9 protein-coding genes are annotated in these 12,675 nt (G+C 47.9%); 4 read left to right on the top strand and 5 right to left on the bottom strand.

Annotated elements, in window-relative coordinates; translation table 11 throughout:
- Window positions 1–138: 138 nt before the first annotated feature.
- The 4 genes from ACESLK_RS11795 to leuC form a co-directional block, all read right to left on the bottom strand.
- Window positions 139–2,865, bottom strand: a complete 2,727-nt coding sequence (locus ACESLK_RS11795) for an S-layer homology domain-containing protein (RefSeq protein ID WP_373229648.1) — start codon at window positions 2,863–2,865, stop codon at window positions 139–141.
- Between the two features lie 62 nt (window positions 2,866–2,927).
- The gene (locus ACESLK_RS11800) at window positions 2,928–4,475 is read right to left on the bottom strand and encodes an N-acetylmuramoyl-L-alanine amidase (protein ID WP_373229649.1); all 1,548 of its coding nucleotides are present in this window, start codon (window positions 4,473–4,475) and stop codon (window positions 2,928–2,930) included.
- Window positions 4,476–4,663: 188 nt separating this feature from the next.
- Entirely contained in the window at window positions 4,664–5,266 is a 603-nt protein-coding gene (gene leuD / locus ACESLK_RS11805; protein WP_373229650.1) for a 3-isopropylmalate dehydratase small subunit, read from the bottom strand.
- A 63-nt stretch (window positions 5,267–5,329) separates the two neighbouring features.
- Window positions 5,330–6,751: a 3-isopropylmalate dehydratase large subunit gene (leuC, locus tag ACESLK_RS11810; protein WP_373229651.1), complete on the bottom strand. Its 1,422-nt coding sequence runs from the start codon at window positions 6,749–6,751 to the stop codon at window positions 5,330–5,332.
- Between the two features lie 141 nt (window positions 6,752–6,892).
- Here leuC and ACESLK_RS11815 point away from each other — a divergent pair, with 141 nt between their 5' ends.
- Window positions 6,893–7,807 (top strand): LysR family transcriptional regulator, encoded by a 915-nt coding sequence (locus tag ACESLK_RS11815; protein ID WP_373229652.1) that lies wholly within the window; start codon window positions 6,893–6,895, stop codon window positions 7,805–7,807.
- Window position 7,808: 1 nt separating this feature from the next.
- Here the strand turns inward: ACESLK_RS11815 and ACESLK_RS11820 are convergent, their stop codons facing one another.
- Complete coding sequence (locus ACESLK_RS11820; RefSeq protein WP_373229653.1) at window positions 7,809–8,606, bottom strand: carbon-nitrogen family hydrolase; 798 nt, start codon at window positions 8,604–8,606, stop codon at window positions 7,809–7,811.
- Between the two features lie 155 nt (window positions 8,607–8,761).
- Between ACESLK_RS11820 and ACESLK_RS11825 the strand changes: the two genes are divergently transcribed.
- The 3 genes from ACESLK_RS11825 to ACESLK_RS11835 all read left to right on the top strand — a co-directional run bounded on the left by ACESLK_RS11825 (window position 8,762) and on the right by ACESLK_RS11835 (window position 12,673).
- Entirely contained in the window at window positions 8,762–9,937 is a 1,176-nt protein-coding gene (locus ACESLK_RS11825) for a pyridoxal phosphate-dependent aminotransferase (protein ID WP_373229654.1), read from the top strand.
- Between the two features lie 368 nt (window positions 9,938–10,305).
- Window positions 10,306–11,433, top strand: coding sequence for a glutamate 5-kinase (gene proB, locus ACESLK_RS11830; protein ID WP_373229655.1), 1,128 nt, complete (start codon window positions 10,306–10,308; stop codon window positions 11,431–11,433).
- Entirely contained in the window at window positions 11,426–12,673 is a 1,248-nt protein-coding gene (locus ACESLK_RS11835; protein WP_373229656.1) for a glutamate-5-semialdehyde dehydrogenase, read from the top strand. The genes proB and ACESLK_RS11835 overlap by 8 nt, the downstream gene beginning before the upstream one ends.
- Window positions 12,674–12,675: the final 2 nt, after the last annotated feature.

The following is a 12,675-nucleotide window of genomic DNA, read 5'->3' on the forward strand; positions in this document are numbered from 1 at the left end:
TTCATAACAAGTTTACCGGAAGTTTAAGGAATGGGCAAGATAAGGGGGGTATCCCCGTAAAATCATAATCGAAATAAGAAGAAAGGGACTGCTCAAAAGTTTATCACTTTTGAGACAGCCCCTTCTTTAATAAAATGATTACTTAACGATTTCCAATAATTTACCCCGGACGAAGTAGAGAGAGATTGGATCTCCGTTAGTTAAGCTCGATAAATTCAAGGTTGTTGACCCTTGATGGATGTACACTGATGAATCTACTGTAAAGGTGAAGTTCGTATCATTGATTGTTGCTTTTTTAATAACTAACGTACTTGTGCTCACATTAACGGATTGGACCGTTTTCTTCAGCGGAGTAATGATCTGAACGATCGTGCGGTCATTCTCGTCCTTCCGAATCTCAACGCGATCCTCGGGCATAACAGAGGCAAGCGACGCAACAATAGTGTTATCACGCATTATGATTGGGTTCGTTCCAAGGGCTCTTGTAACGGCTGCATTGGAACCTGTAACGAGATCTAATGAAGATGCTGTCATATTCACGGACGACACTTTACCGAATACTCCCGCTTGTACCGCCTTGATCTTAACGGGAGTGGTTCCTTGGAATGAAACGTTAACTAAGCTTCCTGCGCTGAACGCGCTAAGGCTTACCGCAGTACCATTCTCATTTTGCAGGACTGCGTTAGAAGCAAGAGTCCATTCTACGGTAACACCATCGTTACCCTTAACCTTAATCTTGCTGCTTGCCGGAGTAACGGAAACCACTTCAAATTGTACGTTCTTGTGAATTTGTATGGTTGAAAGCTGGTTTTGAAGACCATTCTGAATGATGGTCACTTGATCTCCTACCGCTATATCAGCAAGACTAATAGAGCTTTGGCTATACACTTCAGCATAGGCATTGGTATAAGAAAGCGTCATGCTATTCGTTGCGTCAATCATGACTTTAATTGTACGTGTTACCGCATTATTCTCAATGACTGTACCCGTAAACTTGGCAACAAGTGATACAGTAACTAGGTTATCTCCCGTATAAGCAATATTGATTTTCTTCCCTACGGTTGAGAGATAGGAAGCTGCCGCTTCCAAAGTTAGATACGTTCCATTTAATTCAAACTTAGTCGTCGAGGTAACGTCGAAATTATGTTTTATCCCATTTAAATCATTAACGATAAGAGTTTTGGCATTCCCGGCGTAGTCGATAATCGTAGCACCAATCATATTTTTCACGGTGCGGTTGGTGACAGAAATCTGAATCACATCTCCGTTATCGTTAAAGGTTAACGATATCGCATCTCCCGCATAAATATCCTCAAACGTTGCTTCGGGGATTCCGTCGATTTTTACCTTAGCATTAGCAGCTAAGAAATCCGACTCTAAACTATTATTTACGGTGTATTGAATCGAATTGTTAGATTTAACGACGCCTACTAGAATACCCGAGACCGCAGGTATTGACGACTTAGTAACTACGATGCTGGATACCAAACCTGTCTTAACCTCGTAGGTAATCATATCTCCTGCCTTGAGTTGATCAAAGGTCAGGTTGGCTCCGATATTGTTCTTGATCGTTGCATTAGCGGACACCGTTAAAGTCTCTTTCATATCTGAAAAAGGATCGTCCAAATGAAGGGAACGAGTTGACGGATTCCACTCCGCAACCCTACCGCTGCCATTCTTGTTTACAACAGATTGCTTAACCTCAACTGCTATGATTTTCCCATCTGTTCTTATCGTATCTACGCTTAATTTCACTTCAACATTTGTCGGCAGATCCTTCAACAATACCGATTTACCGTTCGAATCCGTAATCGCAGGCAAATATTGCGGATCATAAGTAAAGGTCTCGTATTCCGTACCGATCAGTACAGTCAATCGATTAAGATCCGCTGTATGAAGGGTTAACGTACCCTCGTAAGTTTTAATCTGAGGCGTATCCAACGTTTGTTCAACGTAACCGATACTCTTGTCGCTATTACTGATTAGTATGACTTTACCGTAAAGCTTCAACTGTTCCAAAGCAGCGGAAGCATTAGAGTCATAACGATAGATTAAGGAGTCCGACATTAAAGAGTAATTATGTATACCTCCACCTTCGTGCAGCAAGGTCAACTGTGTTGGAGTAATAGCTAGGAGAACACCAGACACTTGTCCGGAGAAAGCAACCTCGGCTTGCGCCAGGCTGAAGAGTGTCGCAATGGAAGCACGCGTAACGTCGGCAATGGGGGCAAATTCCGTTATCGTGACACCTTTAACCAAAGTAGCGACACCTTTCACTAAACCAGTTGAAACCGCAACATTTACATAACCACGATATTGGGCGCCGATTCGATCATCATCGGGAAATTCCGTTGTCTCCGTCGCAGCTTGTTTCGCTTCAGAGTCTTTACCGATCGCCCGAACAAGCAGACGAGTAACCCATTCACGGCTGGCGGGGCTTTTTCCCCATTCCTTGCTTGGATCTTGCTCAGCTAAGGCAACTTCTTCATTTAGATTGAGAAGCTGCTTCTTGAAAGCGAGATTAAGATATTTCTTATAATCATCTTTGATCTTTAATGATTCCGGTAATACTATCACGTCTGATGAATCAAGTTCATCTTCAAGACCCATGAAACGAATCGCGATAATAACGGCTTCTTGATGACTAACGGATTTGTTCGGCAAAAACGTACCATCCGGATAACCGCTTAGGATCTCCTGCATGGTCAGCTTTGAAAGATGCTTCTGTGCCCAATGACCGGAAACAACATCGCTGAATTGTTTAGCAGCAGCAGATGCTGACGATGTTGTCCAGCCTGCCCCCGTAAAAATCATAGAGGCTGCCAATAACCCTGTAACACTTTTCGATAAACGTGTCATCTTCATCCCAGAATTTCCCCTCTCCCTAAATACACACATACCGGCCCCCCTAACGAGGGCCGGATAACTTAAGATAATTTCAAATATTGCTTGATCCCAGCAGCAATAGCATCGGCTATCCGATTCTGCACAGCTTCCGTCCATAACTTGGGTTCGTCAATTTTGCTAGATAAGTATCCGGCTTCCAGCAAGACCGCCGGCATTTTCGTATACTTGATGACTTTGAAGCCTGCATTTCGCACTCCGTTGTCTTTTAATCCTGTAGCAGATGTTAGAAGTGAGTGCATAAACTTAGCAAATTCAAGGCTGTCCGGCCGAGTATAATACGTCTCAGTCCCGTTAGTGGAAGCGGTAAAGCTATTGGCATGTACGGAGATAAATAAATCGGCTCCTATGCTGTTAGCAAGATTAACCCGATCATCAAGTGACGGATAGGAATCATCCTGACGTGTAAGTACGAGGTTGATCCTCTCATCTCCTGCCAGCAGGGCTTGTACCTTCTTCACGATAATAAGGTTAAAGTCCTTCTCCCAACGTCCGTTAATGCTTTTTGCCCCTGGGTCAGAACCGCCATGGCCAGCATCCAGAACGACTGTAAACAACGACTTGTCAGGAACTGGCTGCTTTAGAATGATGAAAAACTCACCGTTGACTAAATTGTTCTGAATCTCGTAATCCCAGGCTTGATTCAAATCGAGAACAAATCTAAGCGCCTTCGGTTTATCTGCGTAAAGCGAATAACGAACCTTCTGCAAAGCTGGATGATCCGCCACGAGTAACTCGCCTTGCTTTCCAACGGAAGGATCTATTGGCAAAGCCGGGAGGAAACCGGCGGCATAATCCGTATTTGGCAGGTCTATAACGACTCGCTTAGGATTATCTAGCGTCGTCACGGTTGGCAAGAGTACGCCGTCATACTTCAGTACGATCGTATCAGATTCATACCGGACTTGATGAACATTTCCTCGGGTAAGAGGATTTGCAGGAATTTCTGGCTCAATGATGGTTCCCTGATCCGGGATTGGAGTTGTTGGAACCGGATCGGGATTATTTCCAGGATCTGGAACCGGATTCGGCTCTGGCGTCGGCTTCGGGTTTGTTATACCTACATCCGTATTGCCATCTCCATCAATCCCGCCAACGATCTCACCGTCTGGCTTAGGTTTATCTTCCGTGTTGCTCGATGAATACATAAATGCGGATTTGCTCGTGTTATCCCAGAAAATTTGAACTCCCAGGGAATCAGCAAGAAATCTGAGCGGTATGAGAGTATTGCTTGATTTCAATGTCGGCGGCACTAACATTTTGAGAGGCTGTTTATCGAGATAGGCTATGGGCTTGTTTAATGTCATAACAAGCTGATTTACGCTATTCGATACCGTCACCTGCTTCTTCTTATTATCGTAAAGGACCTTGTAGCCTAAGTTCTCCGTCACGATCCGTACAGGTATCATAACGGACTTTTCCATAAGAACTGGAGGTATTGCAGACTTTAGAACTTTGCCGTCCAAGATTAGCTTAGGAGTCGGTACAGCCGAACTCGCGGCATGAACCATTCCGGCACTCAAGAACAGCATGGCTGAGGCGACGATCAATAAGGACAACCACTTCTTCATGCTTCACCTCGATGTAAGGAAAGATTTGCGAAACTCGCATTGGGTTATACCCCAGTGCCTTGTCCACGAATCATTAGACGTTTAAACGATAGAAAAGTTGCGAAACAGAGGAAAAAAAGGCCTTTTGTCCCGAATTTTGACGATTCGGAAACAAAAGGCCTCTATCAATTACTATTGTTAATTTTCTATTAAGCTTTAACTCCTGCCGCTCGTTTGGCTTCGTATGCGGAAATCGATGATTCGTGTTTCAATGTCAAACCGATATCATCTAAGCCCTGCAGAAGGAATTGACGGCGATGCTCGTCTAATTCGAAAGGGATGCGCAGACCGTCGTTATCGGAAATCACTTTATTTTCCAAATCGATAGTTAGCGTATAACCTTCTTTAGCATTCGTACGTTGGAACAAGTCTTCTACTTGCTCTTCGCTAAGCTTGATCGGCAGAATAGAGTTTTTGAAGCAGTTGTTGTAGAAAATATCCGCGAAAGACGGAGCGATAATACAACGGAAACCGTAATCGCCGATTGCCCAAGGTGCATGCTCGCGGGAAGAACCGCACCCGAAGTTTGCGCGCGATAAGAGCACGGAAGCACCTTGATAACGCGGCTTGTTTAAGTTGAAATCGGGAATAACATTTCCTTGCTCATCCCATCTCCACTCGAAGAACAGGAATTGGCCGAAGCCGCTTCTTTCAATCCGTTTAAGAAATTGTTTAGGGATGATGGCATCCGTATCTACGTTAACCCGGTCAACCGGGGCTACAAGACCATTTAATTGTACAAAAGGTTCCATGTTCAGCTCTCCTCCTAGAATGCGACCGCTAGCCAGCAACGTTAATTGCGCTCGGTCGGCATGTTACGCCTTAACTTCAGACTTGAATTCCCATGTGCGAACATCGACGAAACGGCCTTGAACAGCAGCTGCTGCAGCCATTTCAGGAGATACGAGATGCGTGCGTCCGCCCCGGCCTTGACGGCCTTCAAAGTTACGGTTCGATGTCGATGCGCAGCGTTGGCCTGGCTGAAGAACGTCTGGGTTCATTGCCAAACACATACTGCAGCCTGCGTCACGCCATTCAAAGCCCGCTTCCGTAAACACTTTGTCCAAGCCTTCTTTTTCCGCTTGGATTTTAACGCGTCCGGAGCCTGGCACGACAATTGCCGTGACGTTCGGGCTGACTTTATGACCGCGAGCTACAGAAGCTGCTGCTCTCAGGTCCTCAATGCGTCCATTCGTGCATGAGCCGATGAAGACGTAGTCGATCGCGATATCGGTCATTGGAGTGCCTGGTTTCAGATCCATGTACTCCAGTGCGTTTGCTGCTGCTTTGCGCTCGTTCTCTGTTGGCAGATTCTCGGGAATTGGAACGGCAGAAGTAATACCGGTACCCATTCCTGGGCTTGTGCCCCATGTAACTTGAGGAATCAGCGAATCTACGTCGAAGTCGATCACCGTATCAAACTGTGCGCCTTCATCCGTACAAAGCGCTTTCCATTCTTTAACCGCAGCGTCGAATGCCGCACCTTGAGGAGCGTATTCACGACCGCGAAGATATTCGAAAGTCGTTTCATCTGGAGCGATCATACCGGCACGTCCGCCTGCCTCAATGGACATGTTGCAGACTGTCATCCGCTCTTCCATGGTCAGCGTGCGAATCGATTCACCGGAATATTCCATAACATAACCTGTAGCAAAATCAGTGCCGTATTGCGCAATCAAGCCCAGAATCATATCTTTAGCCGTGATGCCCGGCTTGCGTTTGCCGTTAAAACGGATAAGCATAGTTTTCGCTTTGGACTGCTGCAAGCATTGCGTAGCAAGTACATGCTCAACCTCGCTTGTACCGATTCCGAAAGCAAGCGCTCCGAACGCACCATGAGTAGAAGTGTGGCTATCTCCGCATACAATCGTTTTACCCGGATGGGTCAAACCTAATTCAGGTCCCATAACGTGCACTACGCCTTGGTCTGCTGAGCTTAGATCATACAGAGTTACGCCGAACTCTTTACAGTTGTTCGATAGCGTATCGATCTGCTGCTTGGAGATTGGATCGGTAATATTAAAGCGGTCTTTCGTTGGAACGTTGTGATCCATCGTTGCGAACGTTAGATCAGGACGTCTTACTTTACGGCCGGACATACGCAAGCCTTCGAATGCTTGCGGCGACGTCACTTCATGCACGAGGTGCAGGTCGATATAAAGGATGCTAGGCGTTCCTTCGTTTGCGACAATGACGTGATTGTTCCAAATTTTCTCGAACATCGTTTGTTTACTCATGTCTCGTTTCACCTCAATAAAGTCATCTTTAGGTCATCTTTTCTTCCCATGCTCCTATATTAACATTTCTTCTTTCATTGTTCCAAGATATAATATCTATAAGGTTAATAGTTCCAGTCTATAAAAGAAAGAAGGATGTACATGGAATTCCGTCAACTGCTATATGCGATCCAAATCGCTTCCGAACGCAATTTCTCTCGCGCCGCAGAGAAGCTGCATATCGCCCAGCCCTCTTTAAGCCAGCAGCTCTCTAAGCTAGAGAAGGAATTAGGTGTTCTATTATTCAAGCGCAGCACCAACTCCGTAGAACTCACTTATGCGGGCTCTGTATTTGTAGATAAAGCGCAGCAGATCGTGGATATGACGGATCAATTGCGCCGTGAAATGGAGGATATTGCCGATATGCGCAAAGGCAGGCTTGTTATCGGAAGCTTGCCAATGACCGGTGCGCATGTGCTTCCGCAAGTTCTTCCGGCTTACCGCGAAGCTTACCCTGATATCGAAATCGTGCTTATCGAAGAGTCTACCAAGCGATTGGAGCAGCTAACCGCCAGCGGAGGCACGGATGTCAGCCTGCTTTCCCTTCCGCTAGTCGAACCCTCCTTAGCTTATATCCCTGTTATCGAAGAAGAAATCTGCCTTGCCGTTCCGCCGGATCATTATTTATCCCAGCCAGAGTACAAGTCGGGCACTATTGCAGTTTCCAAGCTGCAAGACGAATCGTTTGTACTGCTAAAAAAAGGACAAGGCTTCAGGGCGATTGCCCATGATCTTTGCCAAACCGCGGGCTTCGACCCTCGTGTTGTGTTCGAGAGCGGCAATATCGAAACCGTTCAGTCCCTTGTCGCGGCTGGTATGGGCATTGCCTTCATTCCCAAGATGATGACCCGCAGCGATTGGCAAGGGCGCGCTCCAACCTACCTGACACTAGAAGGACGTCCGACGAGAACACTAGTCATTGCATACCGTAAGGGTCGTTACCTTTCCAATGCTGCTGAAGCGTTCATCACAATTTTCAGAGAAACGCTAAGCCGACTCGGCAATCGCACACCGTAAATTAGTTATACAAATTAGGTCTGCGGTCCGCGAATACCGGAATGCGTCCCCGAACCTCATCGGCAAGGGCCAGATCTATTTCAGCTGTTAAGATCGTTTCATTTTCCCCAGCCTCCGCGAGCACTTCACCCCATGGATCGATAACCATCGAGTGACCGAAGAAGCTTGTTCCTCCGCTGTCTCCAACCGTGTTGCAGGAAACCACGAACATTTGGTTCTCGATGGCACGTGCTTGCAGCAGCGTCCGCCAATGATGAAGACGAGGATGAGGCCACTCCGCAGGTACGAAAAGGATTTTGGCACCGCCTAGAGCCAGAGAGCGTGCTAATTCCGGGAATCGGATATCGTAACATATCATAACAGCTGCAGGTATTTCACCGATTGAGAACGTTCCTGGAGTATCTCCCGCTTGGAGATGCAAGTGCTCGTTCATCAATTGGAAGAGATGAATCTTCGAATATTCGCCGATTACTTCACCCGAACGATCGAATATATGAACAGTATTCGTTACGGCATCTCCCCTGCGCTGCGCAATTGAGCCGGCTAGAACACTAACCTCGTGACGTTTGCAAAAAGCCGATAGCAGCTTTTTCGTGCGCTCCCCATCCGGATCCGCCAAAGACTGTATTTGTTCCAGCGCATAGCCTGTATTCCACATTTCAGGCAATACGATAAGCTCCGGCTTCGGTTCAAGCGCCGCGGCGGCTTCAAGTCGCTCTATCATCTTCGCGAAGTTCGCGTCGGGATTTCCCGCTTCAATATTCATCTGAACCAATGCCAGGCGTAGTTTCGCCGTCAAATGGATGCACCCCTATCAATCGTTCCAATATGTTTCTCATCGTACTGCATTAACAGGACTTCAGCAACCTTCCTGCACGTTCCTTGCGTTGCCGAGTTTCATCCCATATGCTACATTCATCCTATCTTAAGTATGACGGAGCGTGACGAACCAAGATGTCTTTTAACATTACACCCGCAAAACGCATTCAGATGCTCCCCGAGCAATTTTTCGCTAAACTAGTTGCCAAAGCTAATGCGCGCGCCTCCACAGGAGGCGATGTCATTAATCTGGGCCAAGGCAATCCCGATCAGCCTACTCCGAGCAATATTGTAGAGAGATTAAAGCAAGCCGCGGATAATCCCCTGTATCACAAGTATCCTCCCTTTCGCGGATTCCCTTTCCTTAAACAGGCTGTCGCTCAGCGCTACAAGGCAGATTATGGCGTTGATCTCGATCCTGACAAAGAAGTCGCTATCCTATTCGGAGGCAAAACAGGTCTGGTGGAGCTCAGCCAGTGTTTATTGAATCCTGGGGATGTGTGTCTTGTACCGGACCCAGGTTATCCCGATTATTGGTCCGGTGTCGCACTAGCCGGCGCAGATATGGCGTTCATGCCGCTCACTGCAGAAAATGACTTCCTTCCTATCTATGACTCGCTAACTCCCGATCAAATCAATCGGGCTAAATTGATGTTCCTTAACTATCCGAACAATCCAACAGCCGCCACAGCAACTCCGGAATTTTATAAGAAAACTGTCGCTTTTGCAGAGCGTAATGGTATCGTTGTCGCGAGTGATTTCGCCTACGGCGCCATAGGATTTGACGGCAAACGTCCGATTAGCTTCCTGGAAACCCCAGGAGCCAAGGAGGTTGGCGTCGAGTTCTACACTTTGTCTAAGTCATACAATATGGCAGGCTGGCGTGTCGGTTTCGCCTTAGGTAATTCGCAAATTATCGAGCTTATTAATCAAATTCAAGATCATATTTACTGCAGTTTATTCGGCGGAATTCAAGAGGCAGCGACGGAGGCTTTAATTGGACCGCAGCATTCGGTTCAACAGCTAGTAGCAACCTATGAGCGGCGGCGTGATGTTCTATACAAGGCGTTGGATGAAATAGGCTGGAAAGCCGACAAACCTTCGGGCTCCTTCTTCTGTTGGCTTCCTATCCCTGTGGGCTATACCTCAATGTCCTTCGCGGACTACTTGCTAGAGCAAGCGGACGTTGTTGTCGCACCGGGATCCGGCTTTGGCGCGAACGGTGAAGGTTACGTTAGACTTGGCCTGCTCACAAGTGAGGAACGTTTAAAGGAAGTTGCTGCAAGGATCGGCCGTTTGGGACTATTCTAATGCTCGGTTTACATGCCTTTCATTCCTTTACAACCCTTATGGCACATGGTATTCTTAGTTTAAATTAAGGCGACGATCGGAATTCGGCGCAACATACGAACGCATTGAAGGGAAACGAAGCGGATCCGGACACGACCAGAGAGTAAATTTCTAGGCTGAGAGAATTTACCTTGTCCCCTGCCTCCCCTATCCCCGAGCGGCCGGCGATGAACCGGACAGTTCCTGCTGTTATCAGGATCATGAGAGGACGGATGCCTGCGATATAAGGCGCCGTCAATGAAGGTGGTACCGCGGAAGTTAATCTTTCGTCCTTTATTTAGGGCGGAAGTTTTTTTTATGCCCTTAGAAATGATAAAGGGGTTGAATTTATGGGTCAGCGTATCGTTGTCAAAATCGGAAGCAGCTCCCTCACCTCTGAGGAAGGCGGGCTTAACCGGGAGCATGTGCGTTTCTTCGCGAACGAGCTCGCCGCACTGCATGCAGCCGGCCATCAGGTGCTGCTCGTTACCTCCGGTGCCATAGCCGCTGGATTTCGCCGTCTTGGGTACAAGACAAGACCCAAGCAGGTTCACGAGAAGCAAGCCGCTGCCGCTGTCGGCCAAGCGTTATTGATGGAGGCCTATCAGGAAGCATTCATGGCAAGCGGAATTACCGCTGCACAAATCTTGCTTACCAGGCCGGACTTTAGCCATAGAAGCCGCGCACAGAATGCTCAGCGTACGATTGAGGAATTACTGAAGCAGCACGCCGTCCCAATTATCAACGAGAACGACACGGTTGCCGTCGATGAAATTAAATTCGGGGAGAACGATTCCTTATCCGCCCTCGTAGCCAATCTGGTCAAAGCAGACGGATTGTATATTCTTACCGATATGGACGGCGTCTACACCGGGGATCCTCGTACGACTCCCCATGCAGTCCGCATAGATCGTATTGAGGTTCTCTCCGATGAATTGTTCCGCTTCGCGGGAGGAGCCGGATCTTCCGTAGGAACAGGCGGAATGCGCTCCAAGATAGATGCAGCGCATATCGCTATGCAAGGCGGGGTGCCTTTGTTTGTCGGCAGAGTATCGGAAGCCGGTGATCTTCAGGCAGCTGTAGCCGGCAGCGGCAAGGGTACTTATTTCGCGTCCTCCCTTCATTCTTTGTCCGCCAAGAAGCACTGGATCGGCTTTCTTTCGGATCCCCAAGGCCGAATCATTGTCGACCATGGTGCCGAAGAGGCTTTGTTGAACAAAGGCCGAAGTCTGCTGCCTGCTGGAATAATCGCTTCAGAAGGTGAGTTTCACCCGGGAGAAGTGGTGGAGGTTGTTAATTCCCAAGGTCGGATATTGGGCCGGGGCGTAACCCACTATTCTGCTTGGCAAATTACCGCTGTTGCGGGCTTATCTAGCGAAGAAGTACAGCGACGCGTGGAGGTCGCTCGCATTGAAGTGATCCACCGTGATGAATGGGTCGCATCATCCCTAATTAAGGAGGCTAATACTCATGAGTGAAGTTGTGAATAAAGCTGCCGCAGCTAAAGCTGCCGCTGCAGTTCTTAATAGACTGACAACAGCCGAGAAGAATGAGGCTCTCCTCCTAATGGCAGGTGCCTTGATCTCTGAGCAGGACGAAATTTTGGCGGCCAATGAGGAGGATCTCATTCGTGGACGTGAGCAAGGCACCTCCTCTTCTCTACTCGATCGACTGAAGCTGACACCGGAACGAATTGCCGATATCGCTGAAGGCATAAAGCAAATTATCGATCTTCCCGATCCTGTCGGAGATGTGCTCGAAACGATCCACCGTCCGAATGGCTTATTTATTGAAAAAACACGTGTCCCCCTCGGAGTTATCGGCATCATTTATGAAGCAAGACCCAACGTGACGGTAGATGCTGCTGCGCTTTGTTTGAAGACAGGGAATGCAGTCGTGCTTCGCGGCGGCTCTTCCGCGATCTCCTCTAACCGTCGGATTGTAGCCGCGTTGCGGAATGCCTTATCTCGCTCCGCTATGCCTGCCGACTCTCTTCAGCTCATCGAGGATGCTAACCGCAGCTCCGTTGAAGAGATGCTTAAGCTTAATGGCCTTCTAGACGTCCTGATCCCTAGAGGCGGTGCCTCGCTCATTCGGAACGTTGTTCAAAACGCCACTGTACCCGTTATCGAGACAGGTGCAGGTGTTTGTCATACTTATATAGATGATACTGCCGACTATTCAATGGCTGAAGCCATTGCCCTAAACGCCAAGGTACAGCGCCCTTCTGTGTGTAACTCCATGGAAACCTTACTGTTGCACAGCACTTTCGCCAACAAACATTTGTCCGTACTGGCTGACAGATTTCGTGAAGCTAATGTGGAGCTTAGGGGCTGCGATCTTACTCGCGAGCTTATTCCTGGCATTCTTTCGGCTAGCGATCAGGATTATGCGACAGAATACAACGATTACATCCTTAATATAAAAGTGGTGCAAGACTTGGATGAAGCCTTGCAGCACATCGGTTTGTTCGGAACGAAGCATTCCGAGTGCATTGTTACGGAAACAGAAGCGCATGCAGACCGTTTCCTTATGGAGGTCGATGCAGCAGCTGTATATCATAATGCCTCGACTCGTTTCACCGATGGATTCGAATTTGGCTTTGGCGCCGAAATTGGCATCAGTACGCAGAAGCTCCATGCTCGCGGTCCTATGGGGCTGCCTTCATTAACGACTACTAAATACCGGGTCAAGGGCTCGGGTCAAATTAGAACCTAGGA

It is taken from the genome of Cohnella sp. (assembly GCF_041640265.1).
Classification (GTDB): Bacteria; Bacillota; Bacilli; order Paenibacillales; family Paenibacillaceae; genus Cohnella.